Consider the following 23,942-nt stretch of genomic DNA (forward strand, 5'->3'; position numbering starts at 1 on the left):
GCTATTGGCGGCCGTGCTGCCAATGCGCCGTCACGTCGGAGCCCGATTTGTTGAGGTGGACGTGCTGGTCGACATGGTCGACCCAGGACAGCGGAATGAAGTGATGGTGCTGACCGTCAGGCGAGCTTTGCTTGGTCAGCTTGATCTGGTCGGTGCCTTCCATGTGGTCGACCTTGCCGACCGTTTTCTTGTCCGACGAGATCACATCCATATGTTCCCGAATGTCGGCAGCGTTTGCCATGCGTCATATCCTCGTCATGCTGATGAGGATGAAACGCCGCCTGGATGCAAAGGTTGCTAGCCGGTTCCGGCTACTTCTGCTCGACCTCGGTCGCGGTGGCCGGGCCTTCGCCCATGATCAGCAGCACGGCGTCCTCGTCCTTGGCGCCGTCCCAGTGCACCTGCTTGCCGAAATGGGTGACGAAGCTGCCGGCCGGCATCGCCACGGTGCCGTGATCGGGATCGAATTTCGGACCCGAGCCCACCCACCAGGTACCCTTGAGGACCACGATGTAGCGGTCGTTGGGATGGAAGTGTGGACGGCTGAAGTGACTGCCCTTGGTCCATTTGGTGTAGACCATGTAGAAGCCGGGCTTCGAGGGATCGCCGACCACGACCGCATTCTGCGCGCCGCGCGCGTCGACCGGGCTCCAGGGAATCTGATCCGGCAGCTTGTAGGTGACGGCGGCCGGATTGAGCTCGGCCGCGGAGCTGACGCTCAGCGTCGCGGCGAGGGCCAACGGCATCATCAGATATCGCCAGGACCCGTTCGATGCCGTCATCGGTATGCTCCCAGATCGGATTTCTCGAGCGACTGCCGCGCTCGTATACCGCGCGATGCTAGTCGTCCTTGCTTCAGCCCGGCAAGACGCGGCCGTGCATGTCTGACCTCAGGATTGCGACAACGATCCGTGACACAACGCAGTTGCAATATGAAAAAGCATTTACGCCGCCGCAGACGATGATAGGTTGCGCGCCAACCAAAAGACGGGAGGATAACCTTGAAGAAGCATCTGTCGATACTGGCGGCGGGACTTGTGATCGGTGCGGCCGCGCTGCAATTTTCCACCGCCGCCTCGGGGGACGACGGCTGGGTCACGCTGCTCGACAGCTCCAAGAAGGGTGACTGGGACGAGGTCGGCAAGGCCAATTGGGCGATGAAGGACGGCGCGCTGGTCGCCGACAAGCTCGACGGCAAGGATCTCTCCTATCTCGTCAGCAAGACCCAATACAAGGATTTCCAGATCAGGGCGGAGTTCTGGACCGACGAGGATGCCAACAGCGGCATCTTCATCCGCTGCGAAGGCAACAAGGTGATCGACTCCAAGGTCTGCTACGAGGTCAACATCTTCGACAAGCGGCCGGACCCGACCTACGGCACCGGCGCGATTGTCGACGTCGGCAAGGTCGATCCGATGCCGAAGGCGGCCGGCAAATGGAACGTCTACGAGATCACGGCGCAGGGGCCGCATTTCGTCGTGACGCTGAACGGCCAGAAGACCGTCGACGCCCAGGATTCCAAGCACGCCAACGGCTATATCGCGCTCCAGTATGGTTCGGGCGTGGTCAAGTTCCGCAAGGTGCAGATCAAGCCGCTCTGACGGCGCAGGTTGAGCGGGGCCTCGGTCGCACTGCGACGAGGCCCCTCCTCATTGAGGAGCACTGTCGGTCGCAGAGACCTTCCGATCGTCACTCTGCGTGCGCAGATGGTGGCCGATCACGAGTCCGGTCAGGCACAGCAACAGCCCAAGTGCCGGCGGCGCAAACAGCGCCTCTTCCTGGAAGATGCCGTTCACCAGAACGACCATCGTGCCGAAAGCGGCGAGCCCCTGGATGAGGATTCCCGACGAGGCGTAGAGCCGCCAGGCCTTCAGCGCCATCGCCAGGAAGTAGCCAAGCGGCACCAGTGAGCCGATCCCCATCTGGTACAGCAACACGCCGACGGCGCTCTCCACCGCGCCGTCCATCGTGCCGGCCGCCTGCGCGGCGTTCCAATCGATCGAGAAATAACCTTCGGAGAGGTTGCCGCCGACGCCAAGTCCGCGGCCGATCGGATTCTGCCGAAAGCCGTCCCAGCCGCCCATGAAGCCGATTACGTGGAAGTCGCCGATCTGGAGTCCGATATAGATCGCCGCGATGGCGTACAGCACGAGCCCGACCAGTGCGACGGCAAGGGTGACGGTTGCGCCGAGCAGCCAGGTTGCTGTCCAGCCCAGGGCGACGAAGATGACCAGGATGAGCGCGCCTTTTACGCTGCAGCAGATCAGCAGCGGGATCGCGGCCAAGGCCAGCCAGCGATATCCGACCGCGAACAGGAACAGGATGGAGAAGGCGATCCCGTAACCGAAGCTGATCGGGCTCATATTCGGTCCGAAGATACGCAGCAACGACGAGAGGCCGAGGTCTTCGAACAACGGGCTGTTGAGAAAGCTGAAACGGAAGCGATCGATCAGATCCACCGGCACCCTGCCGGTTGCGCGCATCTCGGCTTCCCAGGATCCGGAGCGGGTCGCCTTCAGCTCGTCGAAATGCCAGAACGTGTAGCCGTTGGTGATGGAGAGCCAGAAATCGCGGAACAGCAGTTCGACATATCCGCAGACGATCAGCAGCGCGGCAACCGTCACCAGGAACGGCGTGATGCGGATCTCGAAGGTTGCGGCCGTCAGCAGCGATAGCTGAAACAGAAACAGCGGCAGCGCAATGTTGCGCAGATAGACGAGGGCCGCGTGCGAGTCCTGCGTGGCGCCGAGCAGGAAATACGCCGTTACGGTTGCGAGGGTGATCAACCCCCATTTCATGATCCGGTCGATCTCGGCGGAATGTTTCCGCTCGTGCAGCGCGTAGAGCGCCAGCGTGACCAGCCACATCACCGCGATGACCAGGAAATTGTAGCCCTTGACGAAATCCATCTCCTGCTCGGTCGTCATGTAGGACGACAGGATCGAGACGAAGAGGTTCTGGAAGAAGATGATGAAGATGGCGATCGACGGCGCGTAGGCCGGCACCGCGAGCACGATGGCGCAGCCGATCAGGCTTTCGACGACGATCGCGAGCCCGGCGTTGGCCGCCTGCATGATCGGTGCGAATGCGATCGATGCCACGGCGATGCCGAGTGCAGGAATCAGATCGCCGGCCAACAGCGGCCGCGGGGCTATCTCTGCTTGCACGGGCTCTGACCTAATGTGACCGGACGTGTGGGCGTGCCACACCGCATCGTCGATCTAGCCGCGCATTGTGTAAGAACCGGTTAACCAGATGGGTCAGCGGGTCCCGAGCAGGGCCCTCAGCGCCTCGCGGTCGACCTTGCCGGTGACCGGGTCGGCGAGGCCGAAGCCTTGCGATAGCTCCCAATGGGTCCAGCCCCAGCATTGTTGCCGGGCGTAGGCCGTCACGCCGGCGAGCCAGCGCAGCCGGCTGTCGCGCGGCGCTCCGGCCTTGAGCACACCGAATTCATTGATGATGATCGGCCGCGAATATTGCCGTTGCCAGGCGGCGGCAGGCTCGAGCCACTTGTCGACGCCGCGGTCGGGAATGGCGCGGTCCACCATCGCGAGCGCCTTGCGCTTGTCCAGCGCGGTGAGCTGCTCCCGCAGCTGCTGAACCCTGGGATCGTCGGCGCGGACCGGATAAGGCAATCCGGTGACATCATGCAGCGGTTCACCCGGATCCCAATGGGCCTGATGGGTGAATACCATCGGATCATAGAAGTGGATGGCATAGACGACATTCGGATCGTCGAGCGGAGTGAAATCCGGCAGCGAATCCGCGCGCTGCCAGTTGACCGGACCGGTGACCAGCGTGGTCTGCGGCAGCAGGCCGCGAATGAAACCGGCCAGCTCCCGGACTTCGCCCTGCCATTGCGCGGCCTCGACATCCGGCTCGTTCAACAGTTCCGCAAACACACGGTCGGACGGATAGCGCTGCATGACCCGTGCGAGCTCGGTCCAGGCGCGCTTCATTTCGATCATCGCACTGGTGGGATCGTCCTTGTGCAGCGCGTTGAAGCGCTCGCTGGAATGCAGGTCGATCGACACCGCATAGCCGAGCGCGAGCAGGGTCTTGAGCGCGGCATTGACGGTGCGCAGGCGGCTGTCGATCTCGGCTTTCGCGGCGAAGCGCGGCATGACGAAGTCGGCGGGCACCGGCAGCCGGATGTGGGTCATGCCGGCCTTGCGCAGCTCGAGCAGCAGGCTGCGGGGCGGCGCCGACCGCGGATCGGCCATCCAGCCGTCGGCATTGACGCCGCGTGACAGCGCCTCGAGCCGGTCGGCCGGGACGCCTTCGATCAAGGCGGGGCAAGCCCGCGCGGCGACCGACAGCAGAATGGACGCGCTGACCGCGAGGGCAAGGATCGATGGCCGCGTCATGACCGATCAGCGTGCGGTGGTTGTCGCGGGATCGTGACGGGTTGCGGGGCGCTCACGAATATACTGCCTGTTGTGTTCGAGCCGGCCGGGGTCGCGGGGCGTCGTCCGAAAGATAGCTCGGCGATGCAACGATGCGGTAAAGGCGTAACACGAAAATTTAACTTATGCGCCTTCGCCGACTATCCACGAGAATCGCAAACGAAGCGTTTGGTCGCGACCGCGGCGTGCTGGCGCTGCGTCACTATCCGAAATTCTCCGCGCGGCTGAAGCAGGCGCTCGGCAAGGCGACCCCGTCGCGCGAAGAGGATTGAGCCGCCGGCACAGCGCGCCGCTAGACCCCTCGGACCACGCCCGGCTGGCCCGGTGCGCATTCCAGCGCAGCACGGTCCCAGTTCGCGTTGATGGCCGCGGCCTCATAGCTCGATTGCAGGAATTCGAGCAGCGCCTTGTCGGGGTCCGCAGCCGTCCGCACGGCGTCGTAGGGCAGGATGAATTCGCCAAGCGCCTCGCTGAAGAAGGCGGCGTCGGGCCGTACCGGCGCGCTGCGATAGCCCGCGGGTTCCGGATAGGCGTAGGAATAGAACGCGGGATAATCGATCGCGCCGCCGCCCGGCCAGAAGCCGGCGCTGCTGACCTCGTGCGAATAGGCCTCGTGCGCCACTTCATCGGGCAAATGGGGCACGCCGCCGGGATGCCGCGGCGCGGTTCTGCCGGAAAACCGCGTCACCGCGAGATCGAAGCTGCCCCAGAAGAAATGCACCGGGCTCGCCTTGCCGAGGAAGCCGGTCCGGAATTGCTTGAACACGCGATCGCAGTTCACGAGGATCTGGTGAAACCGGCGCACGGCATCCGCGTCGTACGACGCATGCTGCGTATCCTGCGAAAAGCGGATCGGATCGGCGACTTCGTTCGGTATCTCGTCAATGGCGACGTCGATGCCGAGGTCCTTCAGATTGCTCATGACCGCCGCGTAGAAGCTTGCGACCGATTGACCGGCCAGCGCGAATTGCCGTTCGGTGCCGTCGCTGGTCGAGATGCGGAGCACGTGATCGATGAAATCGAAGTCGATCTGGAACGTGCCATCGCCGTCGGGGATCGGCGAGGTCGTCAGCCCGCGCGCCGTGACATAGAGCGTGACGTGCCAGGAGTGATTGAGCCAGGGCGACTTCGCCAGCCGGATCTTGCCGGCGATCTGGGTGAAGAGCTGGAGCGTGGCACAGCTGTCGCGCCACGCCGCGGTCGGCAGTTCCGGCCAGCGGGTCTTCTGTGTGTTGGTCATGACAAACCTCTGGGCTGCGCGACGTACAGTGCTTCGGCTATTACGAATTGTGTCGCGATGACCTCGGGCGAACCGATCCTCTGGTTCCGCGCGACGTGCTCTGGTCGGCGAAGCGCACGAACGCGCTTTGCCGTCAAACCGCACGTAGGTTAGTTCGCGGCCCAAGCTCCGTGGTCCTCACCGGCGGCATATCGTCGAGGGCGGCAATCCGGCGGTCAATCTCACGGATCACGTGTTTCGAGAATGGCCCGAAATGCAAATACAGCGCCATCAGCATCACGATGTAGCGAAGCGCGCCCGGATTGGACTTGGCGACCTCGACGAAGGTCTTCCAGAACGGTTCGCGGACCTCCGGCAGGGCACGCATGATCGTGTGCACGCCCTCGATGCCGCCAAGCCTCTTGCGTATGTCGCCATCCGGCAGGTCGCGGCGCCGGTCGGACCGGTCGAGCATGGCGGCGAGCCGCGACAGCCGTCCTGCATAGGCCGTCGGGTTGAACACGTGCCCGATCACTGCCTTGTAGTCCTCAAGGATGTCACGCAGCGGACGTATGGTGTCGAAATTGCAGCCGAGCGTGCATTGGTCGCCCGCCTGCTCGACTTTCATGAGATCGTGGCCTTCGTGCAGGCGGCCTTCCTTCGCCAGCCGCCGCGTCAGCTGTGTGCCCGGCAGTGCATAGAGCAGTCCAACCATGCAGACTGGAATGCTCGCCTCCTCGATGAAGTCGATCATCGCGTGCCCCATCGAGGCTTTCTCGGTATCGAACCCGACGATGAAACCCGCGGTGACGAACATGCCGTAGCCATAGATCTTGTGAATGCATTCGGCGATGTCGCGCCGGGTGTTCTGCTTCTTCTTCATCTGCACGAGGGTCTCCGGATCCGGGCTCTCAATGCCGACGAAAATCCCGAAGAAGTTCGCGTCCTTCATCGCCTGCAACAGCTCGCTATCGTCAGCGATATTGATCGAGGCTTCCGTCGAAAACTCGAACGGATAGTCTCGCTCCTCCAGCCAGGCTTTGAGCTGCGGCAGCAGGATGCGGAGGTTTTTCTTGTTCCCGATGAAGTTGTCGTCGACGAAATCGACATGTCCGCGATAACCGTGATCGTAGAGCGCTTGCAACTCAGCGAGAATTTGATCGGGGGTCTTGGTGCGCGGCACACGACCATACAGCTCGATAATATCGCAGAACTCGCAGGTGAACGGGCAGCCACGCGAATATTGCACGCCAATGAAGAGATAGTGCTCGAACTTGATCAGGTCATAGCGGGGCATCGGGCTTAACGTGACGTCGATCTTGAATTTCTCGGCGACGAACACGCCCTTGCGCTCTCCACTTTCCCAGGCGGCGACGAATTGCTGAATGATTTGCTCTGCCTCACCGATCACCTGGAAGTCCGCGTCGGCGTAAAGATGCGGGCTGGAGGAGACGTCAGGTCCGCCGACACATACCGGCTTGCCGTGCCGGTGTGCGAGATCGATCAGGTGGAGAAAATCAGGTTGCTGGTTGAGCATGCCGCCGATCATGACAAGATCGGCCGAGTCGAGATCGGCGTCCGTCAAGGGCTCGGTGTTACGGTTGATGAGGCGAATATCCCAATGCTTCGGCAGCATGGCGGCGACGGTGATCAGTCCGAGCGGCGCCGCCGGATACTTCGCATCGACGAGTTCACAAGCTTCCGTATAGTTCCAGAAGGAGTCCTGAACGAACTTCGGATAGATCATTAGGACGCGACAGGGAACCGTCATGTTGCTCCGGCCTGGATATTGACGGGCACGATGACACGCGGCTTGTCGCCGCTCAAGGGCTCAATTCGCGGCCAATTGTCAGGCAATCCTGGGCATGGACGCCTATTACGTCGATTATCGGCCTTTCTTGGCGTCTCTTGGCGTTCGAGCAGCGATCGCTCTTGCGCCGTTGTCCGGGAACGACGTCGCGACTTGGTAGGGGCGGCAATCGCGAACGAGAATGCCGCCCCCGTCGCATCAGTCGTGAAGTTTCCTCGCGGTCTCCGCGATCGCGCGGCCCTGATAGCGGGCGCCGGCGAGTTCGTTCTCGCTCGGCTGGCGGCTGCCGTCGCCGCCGGTGATCGTGGTTGCGCCGTAGGGCGCGCCGCCGGTGACCTCGTCGAGCTTCATCTGTCCGGCAAAGCCATAGTTCAGGCCGACCACCGTCATGCCGAAATGCAGGAGGTTGGTGATGATCGAGAACAGCGTGGTCTCCTGGCCGCCATGCTGGGTCGCGCTCGAGGTGAAGGCGCCGCCGACCTTGCCGTGCAGCGCGCCCTTGGCCCAGAGGCCGCCGGCCTGGTCGAGGAAGTTGGCCATCTGCGAGGCCATGCGGCCGAACCGGGTGCCGGTGCCGACGATGATCGCATCGTAGTTGGCGAGATCGTCGATCTTGGCGATCGGCGCGGCCTGGTCGAGCTTGTAGTACGAGGCCTTGGCGACTTCGGCCGGCACCAGCTCGGGGACGCGCTTGATGTCGACGGTGGCGCCGGCTTCGCGCGCGCCTTCCGCGACGGCATTCGCCATGGCTTCGATGTGACCGTAGGCAGAGTAATAGAGAACGAGAACCTTGGCCATGATGGCCTCCTTGTGGTTTGGCAGTAGGGTGAGGTTAAGGAACCCCGTCATTGCCGGGCTTGACCCGGCAATCCATCAAACGGAGAACTCTTGCGAAGCCCGATGGATGCCCGGGTCAAGCCCGGGCATGACGAGTGTGGATGTGGTGATCAGGCCGCGTCGACGAGCACGAGCTCGGCATCCTCGAGCGCGGTGATCTTTAGCTTGGCCTCGTCGCGGATCGCGGCGCCGTCGCGGGCATTGACGCGCACGCCGTTGACCTCAATGCTGCCGGCCGCCGGCACCAGATAGAGGTGACGGGCCTTGTCGGCCGCGTATTCCGCGCTCTCGCCGGCCTTCAGCGTGGTGGCGAGCACCCGCGCATCGGCACGGATCGGCAGCGCGTCGTCGTCGCCGTCGATACCCGAGGCGATAGTGACGAGCTTGCCGGAGCGGTCCGCCTTCGGGAATGGCTTCGAGCCCCAGGTCGGGTGGCCGCCCTTCGTCGTCGGCTCGATCCAGATCTGGAAGATCTTGGTCTTCGCCGGCTCCAGATTGTACTCGGAGTGACGGATGCCGCTGCCGGCGCTCATCACCTGGACGTCGCCGGCTTCGGTGCGTCCCTTGTTGCCGAGCGAGTCCTGGTGCGTGATTGCGCCTTCGCGAACATAGGTGATGATCTCCATGTTGGCGTGCGGATGCGCCGGGAAGCCGGAGTTGGGCGCGATCTCGTCGTCGTTCCAGACGCGCAGCGCGCCGTGGCTGACATTATCGGGATCGTAGTAGCTCGCGAACGAGAAGTGGTGCTTGGCCTTCAGCCAGCCGTGGTCGGCGCCGCCAAGCTTTGCGAATGGTCTGAGTTCGATCATGGTCATTCCCCTTGATGTCGATGTTGAGGAGCAGGCCGGGCGCACTGCGCCCGGCGTCTCCAGAAAATTTTGCGATCAGGCGCCGAAGCCGCCGTCGACGTTGAGCACGGTGCCGGTCACGAACGAGGCTTCCGGGCTTGCCAGGAACACGACGCCCGCTGCGACTTCCTCCGGGCGGCCGAAGCGTTGCAGCGCGTGCTGCAAACGTTGCGTCTCGGCAAACTCGCCGCCGTCCTTCGGGTTCATGTCGGTGTCGATCGAGCCGGGCTGCACCACGTTCACGGTGATGCCGCGCGGTCCGAGGTCGCGCGCCGCGCCCTTGGTGTAGCCGACGACGGCCGCCTTGGTGGCGACGTAGTCGGCAAGCCCCGGGAACGAGGCGCGGTCCGCCAGCATCGAGCCGACGGTGACGATGCGGCCGCCTTCGCCCATCAGCTTGGAGGCGGCGCGGATCGCGGTGATCACGCCGTTGATGTTGATCGCCTCCTGGCGGGCGAGCGTCGCGGTGTCGGCCTTGGGGTCGTCGACCGCGCCGCCCGATGCGACACCGGCATTGTTGACCAGGATGTCGAGCCGGCCAAAATCCTTGGCGACGGTCTTCACCAGCTGATCGACATCGGATGACGAGGCCTGGTCGGCCTTGTAGGCGCGGGCGTTGACGCCCTTGCCCTTCAATTCGGCGACCACGGCCTCGGCCTTCTCGGGAGAGGCGACGTAGCTGATCGCGACGCTCGCACCTTCCGCGGCGAGTGCACGGGCGCTGGCCGCGCCGATGCCGCGCGAGCCGCCGGTGACGAGGGCAACCTTGCCTGAGAGCTTCTTTGTCATTGGATTTCTCCATCGGTTGAATTTGATGGCACTTGGATATGCCTCCGGCTGTGGTATAGAAATAGAAACTATTGAAACTCATTGTTTCCAGTATTGAGCAATCAGGACAGCGGCCCATGTCGAAACTGCCGGACTTCGAGGCGCTCGCGATCTTCGCAAAAGTCGTGGAATTACGGTCGTTTGCGGCGGCCGCGACCGAGCTCTCGCTGTCCAAGGCGACGGTGTCCAAGGCGGTCAGCCGGCTGGAGGAGCGGCTCGGCGCCCGGCTGTTCAACCGCACCTCGCGGCGGCTGGCGCTGACCGATGCCGGCCAGAAATTGTCGGAGCGCGCCGCGCGGCTGCTCGCCGATGGCGAGGCCGCCGAGAACGAGGCGCTGGCGCAATCGACCACGCCGCGCGGCCTGGTGCGGCTCGCAGTGCCGATGAGCTTCGGCATCAAGACGGTGGCGCCGCTGCTGCCGGAATTCATGGAGGCCTATCCGGAGGTGTCGATCGACCTGCACTTGAGCGACGCCACGGTCGATCTGATCGGCGAGGGTTTTGATGCCGGGCTGCGCATCGCGCGGCTGCCGGACTCCTCACTGATCGCGCGGCGGCTGTGCGGCATGCCGCGCTACACGGTGGCCGCGCCGTCCTATCTGAAGCGCCACGGCCGGCCGACCCATCCGATGCATCTCGCCGAGCACAAATGCTTCGGCTACGCCTATCTCTCGACTCAGGGCGTCTGGCACTACACCAACGCGTCGGGCGAGCAGGCGAGCGTGCGTCCCGCCGGCCAGCTCCGGGTCAATAATGGCGAGGCTGTGATGCCCGCGCTGCTCGCCGGTCTCGGCATCGCCGATCTGCCCGACTTCATCGTCGGCGACGCGATCGCGCGGGGCGAGGTCGAGGTGATCCTGAAAGGCTGGAAGCAGCCCGAGGGCGCCGTGCATCTCGTCACCCCGCCCGGCGGCCCGCGGCCCGCGCGCGTCGAGGTGCTGGCGGATTTCCTGGCGAAGCATTTCGCCAAAGGGCGCGCGCAGCGGAAATAGAAATCCGCACGCGGAGCGGTGGAGGGACATCCGGCCCGCCCCGTCACATTCGTGTCATCCCTTTTAAATTGTATTGCTTATGTGAACTAACCCACGATCGAGGGCTGCCGCGATCGTCTATTTCTGCGTCCTGCACCGGTGTTGCCGCAAAGCGCATTTTCGGAGGAACCAGATGATTGATCTGACCAAGCATGACTTCACGTCATTGTCGGTGAAGGATCTGCTCGATGCCCGCGAGGCCTATCACGTGCATCTGGCACATCTGCAATCGGTCTACGCCACGGCGATCGGCCGCTATCTGATCCGGGACAACGACCGCAACGCGACGGAAAGAAAGGCGCACTCCAAGCCGCAGGCACTCGGACCGCGCACGCTGTTCAATTCGTCGGTCAAGGACTGGTCGTGGCCCTGCATCCTCGTCTTCGTCCGCGACTGGATGAAGCGCTCCGAGCTGAAGAACCATCCCGAGAAGCAGGACCAGCTGGTGCCTCCGTTCCTCTATCTGCCGGATGGTCGCGTCGTGCCCACCTGCGTCGTCAAGGTCGATCCGAACGAGGGCAGTCCCGGCACCGTCGATCCGCCGGTGTTCAAGAGCGATCTGGTCGGCGGCGGCTTTCCGGTGCAGACCATGATCCAGGGCAAGATCCACCGCGGCTCGATCGGCTGTCTCGTCACCAATGGCGAGACGGTGTTTGCGCTCTCCAACCGTCACGTGGTCGGCGCTGCCGGCCGCGAGATCTTCGCCGGCTTCAAGAACACCGACCGCCGCCTCGGCATCAGCGATGCACTGCAACTCGGCAAGCGCGCCTTCAGCGAGGTCTATCCCGGCTGGCCCGGCTCGCGCGTGGTGGCCAATCTCGATGCCGGCCTGATCCGCGTCGATGACGTCAAGGGCTGGACCGCACAGGTTTACGGCGTCGGCCAGGTCGGCGACGTCGTCGACCTCAATGTCGGCACCTTCCGTCTCGACATCATCAACCAGCCGCTGATCGCGTTCGGTGCGACCAGCGGATTGATGAAGGGCAAGATCCTCGGCCTGTTCTATCGCTACAAGACCGTCGGCGGCGTGGAATATGTCAGCGATTTCGTGATCGGCCCGCGCGACGGCGACACGCCGCTCAACAATTATCCGGGCGACTCCGGCACGGTCTGGTTTGTCGACGATCCGGACGCCAAGAAGAACGCCAGCGGCGCGCGGATCCTCAGTCCCCTGGCGCTCGAATGGGGCGGCCAGGAATTGTTCGGATCGAGCGGCAAGGTCCCGATGCAGGTCGCGCTCGGCATCTGCATGTCGACGCTGTGCCGTGAGCTCGATGTCGAACTGATCGGCGACTGGAACGCGGGCCATACCGAGTATTGGGGCGAATGGGGTCACGTCAAGATCGGCGCCTACGCGACCGGTCTGATTGCCGCGAAGCTTCCCAAGCTTGCCGCCATGATGGACGCCAATGCCGACAATATCGGCCTCGACGACAAGCTGCTCGTCGACCTCAAGCCGCATCAGCGAGGCACGTTCTCGCCGCTGGCCGATGTCGCCGACCTGGTCTGGCGCTTCACCCGGCACACCGACGAAAGCAACCATTTCGCCGACATGGACAAGCCCGGCAGGGACGGCAAGACGCTGCTCGATCTTTGCGCGGAGTCGACGCGCAACGTCGATCCGAAGGTCTGGAACGACTATTACGAAGGGATCGGCGAGGACCGGCGCGGTGCATTGCCGTTCCGGGTCTGGCAGATTTTCGACGAGATGGTCGAGTATGCCGCCGCCAACAAGAAGTTGGAATTCGTCTGCGCCGCGGGCATCGTCGCACATTACATCGGCGATGCCTGCCAGCCGCTGCATATCTCGCAATTCCACCATGGCCTCGATCCGAACGACAAGGCGCATGCCAAGGTGCACAGCGTGTACGAGACCACGATGATCGGCCACCACGGCAAGGATCTCATCAAGATGATCCCTGACGCCAGGACCAGCGACGTCGCGGAGATCGTCCCGGGCGGCACCCCGACCGGCCGCGACGCCGCGGTTGCCGTGGTCGCGCTGATGCAGCGGACCGTGAAGCGGCTGCCGCCGATGACCATCGTCAACCTGTTCAACTCCCACATGGGCAGCGGCCAGGTCGAGGCGCTGTGGTCGAAGCTGAAGGATGCCACCGCGGCCTGCATGCAGGATGGTGCCAAGACCCTGGCCCGGGTCTGGGAAGCGGCCTGGCGCGCCGGCGCGGGCGAGGACCGCGGGCAGGGCGGCAAGTTCGATCAGGACAGTTTGAGCAAGCTCTACAACGACCCGAGCTTCCTGCCGGCGTTTCCGCTCCAGCAACTCACACTGGATGCCGACGACCACCTCGTTCCGATCGGAGGCAGCAGCACGCGGCGCCGCGGCGCGACAACCGCGCGACGCGCGCGTCCGCAAGCAGCGAAGAAGGCCGCCAGGAAAGCTGCGAGGGAAACGACCAGGAAGGCGCCGAAGAAGGCGGTGGCGCGCAAGCGGCCGGCCGCAGCTGCTCCGGTCCGACGCGCGGCCGCCAGCAAGAAGACCGCGACCAAGCGCGGCGCCGCCAGCAAGCGGTCGGTCGGAAAGACCCGCAAGGCGGCGCGCAAGCGCTAGAGCAAGATGACTTGCATCGCATCGCGCAGCGGACTCAGCTTTACCTCGCCCCGCGTGCGGGGAGAGGTCGGAACGCATCGTCAGATACGTTCCGGGTGAGGGGGAGCCTCCACAAGTCCAACTGTCGCCGTTTACGCGGAGGCAGCCCCTCACCCCAACCCTCTCCCCGTAAGAACGGGGAGAGGGAGCACAGCGCCGTCGTTATTCGATCGAATCTCAACATGCACTCGGCCCGACCAGGCTCGATCTTCCCCATCGGTCAGTCGGCGTCAGGTGCGACGCGCGGGACGCTTGAGATCAGCGCTCCGCTCCTGCACGATACGACCAAGCCGCGGCTCTGACCGCGGCATCGCGATCGGTTGCGATCGCCAAAAAAGATGATTGGGGAGAAACTCTCGATGAACCGCCGCGAACTCCTGCGCGTCGCTGCCGCATTGCCGCTTGCGCAGGCTGCGCTCGCCAACTCCGCGTTTGCGCAAGCCGCCTATCCCAACCGCAACATCACGATGATCGTGCCGTTTCCGGCCGGTGGCCAGGCCGACCTTGCGGCGCGGCCGGTGGCGCTCGCGCTGGAGCGCATCCTCGGCAAGCCCGTCATCGTCGACAATCGCGCCGGCGGAGCAGGCGGATCGATCGGCAATGCGCAGGCGGCGCGCGCCGAGCCCGACGGCTATACGCTGCTGATGACGCTGTCCTCGCTCGCGGTGCTGCCGGAGGCCGACCGGCTGTTCGATCGTCCGGTTGCCTACGAGGTGTCGCAGTTCGCGCCGATCGCGCGCGTGCTCGCCGACCCGACGCTGCTGGCGGTGCCGGCCTCGGCGCCGTGGCAGACGCTGCAGGAATTCGTCGACGACGCGAAGAAACGCCCGGGACAGATCCCCTACGGCTCGTCCGGTCCGTACGGCACGCTGCATGTCGCGATGGAGATGTTCGCGGCGAGCGCAGGAATCAAGCTGCTGCATGTGCCGTTCCGCGGCGCAGGCCCGGCGCTCACCGCACTGCTTTCCGGCACCGTGCAGGCATTGGCGTCGGCGCCGGGCACGCTCAAGCAGCAGGTCGAGGACGGCAAGATGCGCGTGCTCGCCAATTGGGGCGCCGAGCGGATCGCGAGCTTCCCCGATCTGCCGACCTTCAAGGAACTCGGCTACAAGGACGTCGAGTTCTACATCTGGGCGGGACTGTTCGCGCAGTCAGCGCTGCCGGCGCCGATCATGGAGCGGCTGCGCGCGGCGATGGCTGATGCCGTGAAGGCGCCGGAGGTGATCAAGACTTTCGAGACTGCGGGCAGTCCGGTCGCCTATATGGACGCGCCGGCGTTCTCAAAATTTGTTGCAGACGACAGCGCGCGGTTGATCGCGGCGGTGAAGAAGATCGGCAAGGTCGAATAGGGAACTCCCGGGACAAACTCTCTTCACTTTTAGTTGTCCGCGCGAACGATCCTTGGCCGCATTCATTGGGCAGCTTTGGAGCAAATCGCGGCGCGGGAACATGCGCGCGCGGGCCAGTATCTGGAACAACGGGAGCCCGACATGCGATCGCAGCGGATCGTCCTGAGCCTTGCCATAGCGATCGGCGGAGCTGTCACGGCAACGGCCGCCGTCGCCGAGGAGTATCGGGGAACCTGGGAACAGCAGATGGCGTGCACACCGGACGTGTGGCGGCTCTGCAGCGACCAGGTGCCCGACGTGCAGCGCATCGTGGCTTGCCTGCGGCAGAACACGCCGCAACTTTCCAACAGTTGTCGCGCCGTGTTCGAATCAAACGCGCAACAGTCGCAGACCCAGGGGCGGGCCCAACAGCCGCAAGCGCAGGGCCGTGCGCCGCAGCAGCCGCAGATGCAGCAGCGGCCGCGCGCACCACAGCCGATGCAGCCGGCGCCATCGCGGCCGCCGTTCGACGATGAGGACTAGTCCCCAGGTCTGACTTCGCAGACGTCGACCCATTCGGCCGCAGTCAGCTCCGCCATCTTGTCGGGCGTGATGCGGACCGCGCTGTGGGTCGAGCCTGCCGCCGGCACCACGACATCGAACGCCTTCAGCGACACGTCGCAATAGACCGGCAGCGGCGTCTTCAGCCCGAACGGGCAGACGCCGCCGACCTCGTGGCCTGTGATGTCGGCGACCTCGTCGAGGCCGAGCATCTTCGGCTTGCCGCCGAACGCCGCCTTCACCTTCTTGTTGTCCATCCGCGACGTCCCGGCGGCGACGATCAGCACCACGCGGTCGCCGACCCGCAGGCTCAGCGTCTTGGCGATCCGCGCCGGCTCGACGCCATAGGCCTCCGCCGCCAGCACGACGGTCGCGGAGCTCGTGTTGGATTCGATCACGGAGATTTCGGGCGCCTTCTCGGCGAAGAAGGCGCGGACGGACTCGAGGCTCATGTTGTTCAGGACCTTGCTAGTCAGGATCTGGCAGACACCAGGGCAGGAAGTTCGGAGAGACCGCGGATCCGGTGATCGGGCACGACGCCGAGCTCGTCCATCTGGGTACGTAGCGCCTTGAACATCGTCAATGGGGCGACCGTCTCGCTTTCGACGCAGGCCAGCGCCATCGCTTGCGGCGTCACCCGCTCGATCCATGCGACGTTGAGGCCGAACGACTTGGCACCGCAGGCGTCCCACGGATTGGAGGAGATGAACAGCACCTCCGCCGGCGGTACTTTCAGCACCTCCTCGATCAGCGTGTAGGCCTCGGGCGCCGGCTTGAACACCTTGTGGGCATCGACGCTGATGGTGGCATCGAGCACGCGGTCGAGGCCTGAATTGCGCACCAGCGCATTCAGCATGTCAGGGCTGCCGTTGGACAGGATCGCGAGCTTCTTGTCCTTCATCGCCTCGAGCGCGGCGAGCGCATCCGGATACAGCGCCAGATGCTGATATTTGTCGATGATGCGGGCGAAGGTCGCCGCGTCATATTGCAGGCCGAGGCAGCGCAGCGTGTAGGCGAGGGAGTCGTGGGTTACGACAGCGAAATCCTGGTAACGCCGCATCAGCGAACGCAGCCAGGAGTATTCGAGCTGCTTGATGCGCCAGACCTGCGTGATGATGTCGCCGTAGCCGGGAAACGCATCCTCGGTGACGTCGGCCACCGACTGGACGTCGTAGAGTGTGCCGTAGGCGTCGAAGACGATTGCCTTGATGGTCATTGTGATCTCTCTTGCCCGCCGATTGTCGCATACAGGAATTTCCTGAGTGCGTCGATGGATTGATCCCTGGCCACCTCGTTGAATTCGAGGTGATGACCGAGCAGCTGCACCGGCGTGGTGTAATGCGGCACGTCGAAACCGTGATAGGCGCCGGGATAGACAATCAGCTCGATCGGGTGTCCCGCATGATTCTGCCGGGAGATGCCGTAGTCGTCGCGGCCCTCGGCCAGGGTCCGGCACTCCTTGGCCGGCGTCCAGTCGTCGAGCTCGCCGACCATGATCAGCGTCGGCACCGTCATGTCGCCCTTGATGCTGAGGCAGGGCGGGTAGAATGCGACGGCTGCGCGGAATTTCTCTGCCGCGTTATGTTCGATCGCGCCACGCTCGACCGAGAGCAGGGCGAGCCAGGCGCCTTGCGAGAACCCGACCACCGCGACGCGATCAGGATCGACCGCCGATTGCCGCGCGAGATAGCTCAGCGCACGATAGGCGTCATGGACGGTTGCGGCCGGCGCGCCGCTCGTGCAGGCGCTGGTGATGCCGCGCGGCCCGAACCGGTCGACCGTGAGCGTGACATAGCCCCAGGCCGCCAAGCGCTTGCCCCAGCGCTCGTCGAGTTGCTTGAAGAAGCCGCTGCAGCCGTGCAGCAGCACCACGGCGGGCGAGGGGCCCGGTCCATCGGGTGTTCGCAGATAGCCTTGCAGCGGCTGCGCACTTGCAAGCGGGCTCTCGAATTCGACGAACGCGGGCGGCTGCCCGCCGCGTGCCGCGCAGCAGAGTCCTGCGCTTCCGATCAGGAGTGCGGAGAGGGTGGCAAGTCCGGTGAAGTTCGTCATGAACCACCTCCGAAGCTTGCCGCCGACAATACTCCCTTAGATTCCCAAAATCTTCCGCGCGTTGGCCTTCAGGACCTTCGGCCGGATCTCCTCGCGGATGTCGAGCTTGGCGAAGTCGGCGAGCCAGCGGTCCGGCGTGATCACCGGCCAGTCGGAGCCGAACAGCATCTTGTCCTGCAGGATCGAGTTGATGTAGCGGACCAGGATCGGCGGGAAGTATTTCGGCGACCAGCCAGACAGGTCGATATAGACGTTCGGCTTGTGGGTCGCGACCGACAGCGCCTCTTCCTGCCAGGGGAAGGAGGGATGCGCGAGGATGATCTTGAGGTCGGGAAAATCCGCAGCGACGTCGTCCATGTACATCGGGTTGGAATATTTCAGCCGCATCCCCATGCCGCCCGGCATGCCGGAGCCGACGCCGGTCTGGCCGGTGTGGAACAGCGCGATCGCGCCGCCGTCGTTGATGGCTTCATAGAGCGGATAGGCCATGCGGTCGTTGGCGTAGAAGCCCTGCATGGTCGGGTGGAATTTGAAGCCGCGGACGCCGTATTCCTCGATCAGCTTGCGTGCCTCGCGGACGCCGAGCTTGCCCTTGTGCGGATCGATCGAGACGAACGGGATCAGCACGTCGAGATGGTCGGAGGCGACCTCGAGCATTTCGTAATTGTTGTAGCGGCGGAAACCGGTCTCGCGCTCGGCGTCGACCGGGAAGATCACCGCGGCGATGTTCTTGGCGCGGTAGTAGGCCGCGGTCTCCGGCACGGTCGGCGGATGTTTGTGCGGCGACTTGAAGTAGTCGGCCATCTGCGCCTGGAAGTCGTCATAGCCGTCGTCGCCATGCATGCCGCACGGCTCCTCGGCATGGGTGTGGATGTCGATGGCGATGACCTTTTCGATGTCGGGCAGTTTGAGCTTGGGCATTCGGTTTCCCCGGCGGCGTGTTCATTGGTGATGGAAAATAATTATATGATATAACGATTTTCGCAAGCGCTGTGGCGTTGAAGGCTTATGGCCTCGCGCCGAGCTCGGCCCGGCGCGAGGTCCGGTTCGGTCGGGGGCGGGCGCGAGGAGGACGAAAACTCGATTCGGCGGCCGTGGCGCCATGGTCAAAGGGCGACGGCGGGTCCGTCGTTGGTCCGGATAATTGTAGTCGTCGCCGTTTCCGAAGCGATCTCAATGGCATGGCGCGGTACCCGGCGCGGGTTCCGGACCAGGGCAGGCCCGAAAATCGGCCCATCTCGGTTGACATTTAACGGTCCGATGGCTTAGAACGCGGCGGTCCCGGGCGGCAGGCCGCTTGTCGGGATAAATCCCATTTTGCCAATTATTGGCATTGATCAGGTACGGCCTCCAACACGGGCCTTTCGAAGTAACAGGATTGTCCCATGAAGGTCCGTAACTCGCTCAAGTCGCTGCGCGGCCGCCATCGCAACAACCGTCTGGTTCGCCGCAAGGGCCGCGTCTATGTGATCAACAAGGTCCAGCGCCGCTTCAAGGCGCGCCAGGGTTGATCCAACAAATCTGATCGACAAGGCTGATCCCACCCGGATCGCCGGCCGATTCCGATCCTTCCTTCACAGGTCTTTGACGCCGCGCTGCTTTGCAGTGCGGCGTTGTGCGTCTAGACTTCGGCGATGGGATTAAAGCTCGGATTCAAGTTCCTGGTGCCCACCAACCGCCGGCTGGCGATCCTGATCGCCGCGCTTCTGGCCATGCCCGTTGCGGCCGTCGCGCAGGACGATCCGCGCGTGGTCCCGTCGCCCAGGGCCCAGAAAAAACTACCTGAAGCTCCGACCAAGCTGCCGAAGGTGCCGGCCGACCGGGCCCGCGGGCTGGATTTCCTGTTCGGCGCGCTGAAGGCCGCGCCCGACGAGGACAGTGCCCGCCATGTCGAGGCGCGGATCTGGGCGCTGTGGCTGCAAACCCCGAGCGATACCGCGGCGCTGTTGATGGTGCGCGCCAAGGCGGCGATCGACGCCCAGAATGTCGATGTCGCACTGAAGCTGCTGGACGCGGTGATCAAGCTCCGGCCCGACTATGTCGAGGCCTGGAACCGGCGTGCGACGATCTACTATTTGAAGAACGATTACGTTCGTTCGCTTGGAGACCTGCAGCAGGTGCTGACCCGCGAACCCCGCCATTTCGGCGCGCTGGCGGGCGTCGGCATGATCATGCAGGACATGGGCGACGACAAGCGTGCGCTCGACGCCTTCCGCAAGGCGCTGGCTGTCGATCCCTACCTCGAGAAGGTGCCGCAGATCGTCAAGCAGCTGACCGAAAAGGTCGAAGGCCGCGATATCTGATTGCGTGCGATTGATCGCGATCGTGGGGCGATGGCCGCGAATGGACACGTTGCTCGCGAGCTTGATGCTTGCTCGCGGTCCGGTCCGGCGCAGGAGGCTAGTGCAAGAACTTGCCGCGGGACGCGGTGTCCTGGGCTACGGCAGCATAGAATTGCTGAAGCTCCGCCTCCAGGTGCTCATTCACCAGCAACAGTGCCTTCAGGGCGCCGCGCAGGTCGCCATTGCAGCTCGCCACGATCTGATCGATGGCCGCATCGCTAGGGTCGGAAATCATGGTACTCCTCCGATTACTTCCCGTTGAACTCGTCATGCGGACGCCGGTTCCTGTGGATACCGTGTACAAACCAGGAAGCGTTCCAATGGCGTCCCGGTTTCGATGAAGCCTCGCGTCTGATGGCGAAATTGCCACCGCCAATCTATGAAATGACTAATGACGCAGGTATGAACCCGCTATCCACAGGCTGGGCGCATTGTGGACAACTCCGCGCCGGGGCGCGAGCCGGATAATCGACAATTGGCTTTCCGAACAAGAGCATGCCCTGGCAGGGGGCACATCCGCGCGAAACCTGATTTCGGCTTCGTCGTAATTGTCAGGTGCCCAATCAGGTGCCTAAGACCTTTCGGATCCCCTCGATGTTGACCGCAATCATTGCGCTGGCGGTCGCAGGGCTGGCCCTGGCGCTGGTGACACAGCTCGGCGCCCTGCTGATCCAGCGGGCCTTCCCGCCGCAGGGGCGAATGATCGATGTGGCCGGGGCGCGGCTGCATGTGGTCGAACTCGGCCCGCGCGATGCGGTCGGGCCGCCGGTCGTGATGCTGCATGGTGCAAGCTCCAATCTCCGCGCGATGCAGCCGCTCGGCGATCGCGTTGCCAAAGCGCGCCGGGTGATCCTGATCGATCGGCCGGGTCACGGCTGGAGCACCCGCGCGCGCGTCGCGGATTCGACGCCCGCGATCCAGGCCCGGATGATCGTGGAGGCGCTGACCAGGCTCGGCGTCGAGCGGGCGATCGTGGTGGCGCATTCCTGGGCCGGCGCACTCGCCTTGCGCATTGCGCTGGATCATCCGGACCGCGTCGCCGGCCTCGTGCTGCTCGCGCCCGTCGCCTATCCGTGGCGCGGCGGCGCCGGACGCTACAATGATGCGATCTCGACACCTTTGATCGGACCATTGCTTGCGCACACGATCACGCTGCCGCTCGGTTTCCTCGTCGCCAATTCGGCTACGCGCGGCGTGTTCGCGCCGCAGCCGGTGCCGGCTGATTTCGTCCGCGACAGCGAGTCGTTGCTCCTGCTGCGTCCGCGCGAGTTCATCGCCAATGCGCGCGACCTCGTCACGCTGAAGGCGGCCGTTGTCGAACAGGCCCCGCGCTATGCCGAGATCAGGGCGCCGCTGTCAATCATTTCGGGCGACGTCGACAAGACGGTCTCGACCGGCATCCACTCGCGGCCGCTCGCCGCATCGGCGCCGAACGCGAAGCTGACCGTGCTGCCGGACACAGGCCACATGGTGCAGTACGTCGTGCCCGATCTCGTGGCGTCCGAGATCGAGACGATGGCCGGCCTGATGGTGCGGGACGCGGTGACGGCGCAATAGCTGCCGCGCCTTTGCGCCGCGCGAATGTGATCCGGCAAGGCTTGCGCCGCCGCGTGGCGCCGAACATCATGCGGCCCACGCGGTTTCGGATTGCAGCAAAGGACACCTCTCATGCGGATCGACAACATTGCCGACCTCATCGCTGAAACCCTTGCCCAGGCCGGCGTCAAACGCATCTACGGTGTCGTCGGCGACAGCCTCAACGGCCTGACCGAGGCGTTGCGCAAGCGCGGCACGATCGATTGGCTGCATGTGCGTCACGAGGAGGTGGCCGCGTTCGCCGCCGCCGCCGAATCCCAGATCACGGGCGCGCTCGCGGTGTGCGCGGGCTCCTGCGGCCCGGGCAATCTGCACCTCATCAACGGCCTGTTCGACGCGCATCGCAGCCGCACGCCGGTGCTGGCGATCGCGGCGCAGATCCCGTCGGCCGAGATCGGCGGCGGATATTTCCAGGAGACGCATCCGCAGGACCTGTTTCGCGAATGCAGCCATTATTGCGAACTGGTGTCGGATCCGGCGCAACTGCCCTACATGCTGGAGAACGCGATCCGCGCCGCGGTCGGCAAGCGCGGCGTCGCCGTATTGGTGCTGCCGGGCGACGTCGCGATGCGGACGGCGCCGAAGCGCGACATCGCGCCGAATGCCGGCTTGCTGCCGCCGGCGCCGGTGGTGCGTCCGGCCGACACCGAGTTGAACGCGCTGGCGGCACTGCTCAACGGCGCGCGACGTGTCACGCTGTTCTGCGGCCGCGGCTGCGCCGGTGCGCATGACGGCTTGATCAAGCTTGCCGAGACGCTGAAGAGCCCGATCGTGCACGCGCTCGGCGGCAAGGAATATGTCGAATACGACAACCCCTATGACGTCGGCATGACCGGCTTCATCGGCTTTTCCTCCGGCTATGCCGCCATGCACGGCTGCGACGTGCTGCTGATGCTGGGCACCGATTTTCCCTACAAGCAGTTCTTCCCGACCGGCATCAACATCGCGCAGGTCGATATCCGCCCCGAAAATCTCGGCCGCCGCTGCAAGCTCGATCTCGGCATCGTCGGCGAGGTCGGCGAGACCATCGCCGCGCTGCTGCCGAAGCTCCATGTGAAGACCGACCGCAAGCATCTCGATGCCAGCCTCGCGCATTACAAGGACGCCCGCGCCGGGCTCGACGATCTCGCCCGCGGCAAGCCGGGCCAGAAGCCGATCCATCCGCAATATCTGGCGCGCCTGTTGAGCGAGCAGGCGAGCGAGGATGCGGTGTTCACCGCCGACGTCGGCACGCCGACGATCTGGGCCGCGCGTTATCTGAAAATGAACGGCCGCCGCCGTCTGGTCGGCTCCTGGGTCCATGGCTCGATGGCCAATGCGATGGCGCATGCGATCGGCGTGCAGGCGGCGCAGCCGGGACGGCAGGTGGTGTCGATGTCTGGCGACGGCGGCTTCGCCATGCTGATGGGCGATTTGATCACGCTGACCCAGGCCAAGCTGCCGGTGAAGGTCGTGATCTTCAACAACAGCGTGCTCGGCTTCGTCGCGCTGGAGATGAAGGCCGCCGGCTTCATCGAGACCGGGGTCGATCTGAAGAATCCGGATTTTGCGGCGATGGCCCGCGCCATGGGCATTCACGGCGTCAGGGTGGAGGATCCCGGCGAGCTCGAGGGCGCGATCCGCGACGTGCTCGCGCATGACGGCCCGGCCGTGCTCGACGTCGTGACCGCGACGCAGGAACTGTCGATGCCGCCGACCATCACGCTCGAGCAGGTAAAGGGATTCAGCCTGTGGGTGCTGCGCGCGGTGATGAGCGGCCGCGGCGACGAGGTGGTCGATCTCGCCAAGACCAATCTGTTGCCGCGCTGAAAGGGGATGGCGTTTCGAAGAAAGGCCATCCCCGTTCTAACGTCCGCCCCGGCATTGGCGCCGGGTGGACGGCGCGACCGATACCGCCGATTACTTCTGCTTGCCGTCCTTGTCGAACGAGGAGACGTAGGCCCAGAGGTTGTTGGCCTCGTTCTCGTTCTTGATGCCGGCGAATGCCATCTTGGTGCCGGGGATCTTGGCCTTCGGATCCTTGATGTATTCGAGGAAGGTTTCCTTGTTCCAGGTGATGCCGGAATTCTTGTTGGCATCGGAATAATTGTAGTCCGGCGCGGAGCCGGAATGGCGGCCGTCGAGGCCGTTGAGCTCGGGGCCGACCTTGTTCTTGGCGCCTTCGCCGATTGCGTGGCAGGCGAGGCATTTATTGAACGAGGTCTTGCCGGCGGCGGCATCCTGCGCCAGCGCGGAGGATGCGGAAGCCAGCGATGTGACGACCGCCAGCGCGCTCAAGGTCTTTAGGTTCATGGGGTTCTCTTCGTTTCGTCCCGGGAGGTAGTGATCGTTTGTGGCATGTCCGGCTTGGACAGGACAAGCCACGAAACTTTGACAGGTTTCGCGGCCGCCCGCTTGTCCGAGAGAGAACTCGCCATTGCGGGGTGGGGCAATCCGACCTTCGGCCGGTGCACTGAAACAGGTGCAGACGTGATTG

25 protein-coding genes are annotated in these 23,942 nt (G+C 64.2%); 10 read left to right on the forward strand and 15 right to left on the reverse strand.

Annotation, left to right across the window (positions count from 1 at the left end; translation table 11 throughout):
• Window position 1: 1 nt before the first annotated feature.
• On the reverse strand, window positions 2–241 hold the full coding sequence (locus tag ACVW1B_RS41165; RefSeq protein WP_057015458.1) for a DUF2171 domain-containing protein: 240 nt from the start codon (window positions 239–241) through the stop codon (window positions 2–4).
• A 70-nt stretch (window positions 242–311) separates the two neighbouring features.
• Window positions 312–782, reverse strand: coding sequence for a cupin domain-containing protein (locus tag ACVW1B_RS41170; RefSeq protein ID WP_229160372.1), 471 nt, complete (start codon window positions 780–782; stop codon window positions 312–314).
• A 219-nt stretch (window positions 783–1,001) separates the two neighbouring features.
• Here ACVW1B_RS41170 and ACVW1B_RS41175 point away from each other — a divergent pair, with 219 nt between their 5' ends.
• Complete coding sequence (locus tag ACVW1B_RS41175; protein WP_057015457.1) at window positions 1,002–1,601, forward strand: 3-keto-disaccharide hydrolase; 600 nt, start codon at window positions 1,002–1,004, stop codon at window positions 1,599–1,601.
• A 48-nt stretch (window positions 1,602–1,649) separates the two neighbouring features.
• On the opposite strand, the gene ACVW1B_RS41180 is transcribed toward ACVW1B_RS41175, so the two are convergent.
• Both ACVW1B_RS41180 and ACVW1B_RS41185 read right to left on the reverse strand, forming a co-directional pair.
• Window positions 1,650–3,167: a hypothetical protein gene (locus tag ACVW1B_RS41180; protein ID WP_456777663.1), complete on the reverse strand. Its 1,518-nt coding sequence runs from the start codon at window positions 3,165–3,167 to the stop codon at window positions 1,650–1,652.
• A gap of 93 nt (window positions 3,168–3,260) precedes the next feature.
• Window positions 3,261–4,367, reverse strand: coding sequence for a glycoside hydrolase family 5 protein (locus ACVW1B_RS41185; RefSeq protein WP_456777662.1), 1,107 nt, complete (start codon window positions 4,365–4,367; stop codon window positions 3,261–3,263).
• 164 nt (window positions 4,368–4,531) lie between these two features.
• On the opposite strand from ACVW1B_RS41185, the gene ACVW1B_RS41190 reads away from it, so the two are divergent.
• Window positions 4,532–4,678 (forward strand): hypothetical protein, encoded by a 147-nt coding sequence (locus ACVW1B_RS41190; RefSeq protein ID WP_253604328.1) that lies wholly within the window; start codon window positions 4,532–4,534, stop codon window positions 4,676–4,678.
• A 20-nt stretch (window positions 4,679–4,698) separates the two neighbouring features.
• Here the strand turns inward: ACVW1B_RS41190 and ACVW1B_RS41195 are convergent, their stop codons facing one another.
• The 5 genes from ACVW1B_RS41195 to ACVW1B_RS41215 form a co-directional block, all read right to left on the reverse strand.
• Complete coding sequence (locus ACVW1B_RS41195) at window positions 4,699–5,646, reverse strand: DUF5996 family protein (protein WP_253604326.1); 948 nt, start codon at window positions 5,644–5,646, stop codon at window positions 4,699–4,701.
• Window positions 5,647–5,779: 133 nt separating this feature from the next.
• Window positions 5,780–7,396 (reverse strand): B12-binding domain-containing radical SAM protein, encoded by a 1,617-nt coding sequence (locus ACVW1B_RS41200; RefSeq protein WP_456777661.1) that lies wholly within the window; start codon window positions 7,394–7,396, stop codon window positions 5,780–5,782.
• A 237-nt stretch (window positions 7,397–7,633) separates the two neighbouring features.
• Complete coding sequence (gene wrbA / locus ACVW1B_RS41205; protein ID WP_456777660.1) at window positions 7,634–8,233, reverse strand: NAD(P)H:quinone oxidoreductase; 600 nt, start codon at window positions 8,231–8,233, stop codon at window positions 7,634–7,636.
• Between the two features lie 149 nt (window positions 8,234–8,382).
• Window positions 8,383–9,081, reverse strand: coding sequence for a pirin family protein (locus ACVW1B_RS41210; RefSeq protein ID WP_092086905.1), 699 nt, complete (start codon window positions 9,079–9,081; stop codon window positions 8,383–8,385).
• Window positions 9,082–9,156: 75 nt separating this feature from the next.
• A complete protein-coding gene (locus tag ACVW1B_RS41215) occupies window positions 9,157–9,909 on the reverse strand; it encodes an SDR family NAD(P)-dependent oxidoreductase (protein ID WP_253588107.1) in 753 nt (250 codons plus the stop codon).
• Window positions 9,910–10,025: 116 nt separating this feature from the next.
• Here ACVW1B_RS41215 and ACVW1B_RS41220 point away from each other — a divergent pair, with 116 nt between their 5' ends.
• The 4 genes from ACVW1B_RS41220 (at window position 10,026) to ACVW1B_RS41235 (ending at window position 15,458) form a co-directional block, all read left to right on the forward strand.
• Window positions 10,026–10,940, forward strand: a complete 915-nt coding sequence (locus ACVW1B_RS41220; protein ID WP_016846155.1) for a LysR family transcriptional regulator — start codon at window positions 10,026–10,028, stop codon at window positions 10,938–10,940.
• 172 nt (window positions 10,941–11,112) lie between these two features.
• The gene (locus ACVW1B_RS41225) at window positions 11,113–13,548 is read left to right on the forward strand and encodes a Nal1-like putative serine protease (RefSeq protein WP_456822943.1); all 2,436 of its coding nucleotides are present in this window, start codon (window positions 11,113–11,115) and stop codon (window positions 13,546–13,548) included.
• 398 nt (window positions 13,549–13,946) lie between these two features.
• On the forward strand, window positions 13,947–14,936 hold the full coding sequence (locus tag ACVW1B_RS41230) for a tripartite tricarboxylate transporter substrate binding protein (protein ID WP_456777658.1): 990 nt from the start codon (window positions 13,947–13,949) through the stop codon (window positions 14,934–14,936).
• A gap of 141 nt (window positions 14,937–15,077) precedes the next feature.
• Entirely contained in the window at window positions 15,078–15,458 is a 381-nt protein-coding gene (locus ACVW1B_RS41235) for a hypothetical protein (protein WP_168856521.1), read from the forward strand.
• On the opposite strand, the gene ACVW1B_RS41240 is transcribed toward ACVW1B_RS41235, so the two are convergent.
• Genes ACVW1B_RS41240 through ACVW1B_RS41255 form a run of 4 tightly spaced genes read right to left on the reverse strand, consistent with a single transcriptional unit; the run spans window position 15,455 to window position 18,449 of the window.
• Window positions 15,455–15,928 (reverse strand): YbaK/EbsC family protein, encoded by a 474-nt coding sequence (locus ACVW1B_RS41240; protein ID WP_456777657.1) that lies wholly within the window; start codon window positions 15,926–15,928, stop codon window positions 15,455–15,457. The genes ACVW1B_RS41235 and ACVW1B_RS41240 overlap by 4 nt on opposite strands.
• A 20-nt stretch (window positions 15,929–15,948) precedes the next feature.
• Window positions 15,949–16,692: a haloacid dehalogenase type II gene (locus ACVW1B_RS41245; RefSeq protein WP_456822944.1), complete on the reverse strand. Its 744-nt coding sequence runs from the start codon at window positions 16,690–16,692 to the stop codon at window positions 15,949–15,951.
• A complete protein-coding gene (locus tag ACVW1B_RS41250) occupies window positions 16,689–17,528 on the reverse strand; it encodes a dienelactone hydrolase family protein (RefSeq protein ID WP_456777655.1) in 840 nt (279 codons plus the stop codon). The genes ACVW1B_RS41245 and ACVW1B_RS41250 overlap by 4 nt, the downstream gene beginning before the upstream one ends.
• A gap of 36 nt (window positions 17,529–17,564) precedes the next feature.
• Window positions 17,565–18,449, reverse strand: a complete 885-nt coding sequence (locus ACVW1B_RS41255; RefSeq protein WP_456777654.1) for an amidohydrolase family protein — start codon at window positions 18,447–18,449, stop codon at window positions 17,565–17,567.
• 464 nt (window positions 18,450–18,913) lie between these two features.
• Here ACVW1B_RS41255 and ykgO point away from each other — a divergent pair, with 464 nt between their 5' ends.
• Window positions 18,914–19,039: a type B 50S ribosomal protein L36 gene (gene ykgO / locus ACVW1B_RS41260; RefSeq protein ID WP_002718645.1), complete on the forward strand. Its 126-nt coding sequence runs from the start codon at window positions 18,914–18,916 to the stop codon at window positions 19,037–19,039.
• A gap of 123 nt (window positions 19,040–19,162) precedes the next feature.
• The gene (locus ACVW1B_RS41265) at window positions 19,163–19,831 is read left to right on the forward strand and encodes a tetratricopeptide repeat protein (protein WP_456777653.1); all 669 of its coding nucleotides are present in this window, start codon (window positions 19,163–19,165) and stop codon (window positions 19,829–19,831) included.
• Between the two features lie 97 nt (window positions 19,832–19,928).
• Here ACVW1B_RS41265 and ACVW1B_RS41270 read toward each other — a convergent pair whose 3' ends face one another.
• Entirely contained in the window at window positions 19,929–20,105 is a 177-nt protein-coding gene (locus ACVW1B_RS41270) for a hypothetical protein (protein WP_018269760.1), read from the reverse strand.
• A 359-nt stretch (window positions 20,106–20,464) separates the two neighbouring features.
• Between ACVW1B_RS41270 and ACVW1B_RS41275 the strand changes: the two genes are divergently transcribed.
• Window positions 20,465–21,427, forward strand: a complete 963-nt coding sequence (locus ACVW1B_RS41275; protein ID WP_456777652.1) for an alpha/beta fold hydrolase — start codon at window positions 20,465–20,467, stop codon at window positions 21,425–21,427.
• A gap of 111 nt (window positions 21,428–21,538) precedes the next feature.
• Window positions 21,539–23,275, forward strand: a complete 1,737-nt coding sequence (poxB, locus tag ACVW1B_RS41280) for a ubiquinone-dependent pyruvate dehydrogenase (protein WP_456777651.1) — start codon at window positions 21,539–21,541, stop codon at window positions 23,273–23,275.
• Between the two features lie 90 nt (window positions 23,276–23,365).
• Here the strand turns inward: poxB and cycA are convergent, their stop codons facing one another.
• Window positions 23,366–23,758 carry a cytochrome c-550 CycA gene (cycA, locus tag ACVW1B_RS41285; protein WP_018269764.1) on the reverse strand — a complete coding sequence of 131 codons (393 nt, stop codon included), beginning with the start codon at window positions 23,756–23,758 and terminating at the stop codon, window positions 23,366–23,368.
• Between the last annotated feature and the right edge of the window lie 184 nt (window positions 23,759–23,942).

Source organism: Bradyrhizobium sp. USDA 4502 (genome assembly GCF_054063355.1).